The following is a 298-nucleotide window of genomic DNA, read 5'->3' on the forward strand; positions in this document are numbered from 1 at the left end:
GGGACGATGACCATGTGCGGAAAGTACAGATCACCGTAGAACTTATTCAGCTCCGACTCACGCAACTCTGCTGCACGCTCCACCATCTCTTCGCTATAAAGCGGCAGCACGAGCGACGAGGACTGCAATGTCGAATCGTAGTAGATGCCCATAGCACCGCAGTTAGCGAGGAACGTGCGTTCGTGGTCTGGCTCACTCGGGGATTCTGAGATATTGAGGGACACGTAACACTGGCGCAAGTTCACATCAAAGGGACAACCCTTGAACAACCCTTGAAGGTATTGCAGTGATTCATAGG

General features: G+C 52.3%; 1 protein-coding gene. It reads right to left on the bottom strand.

Features of this window, described 5'->3' with window-relative positions:
• The coding region (locus AC1RPQ_RS08335) for a hypothetical protein (protein ID WP_481762319.1) at positions 1-298 on the bottom strand (298 nt) is incomplete at both ends.

The sequence above is a fragment of the Dellaglioa sp. CoH-57-MRSF-21 genome, assembly GCF_056781915.1.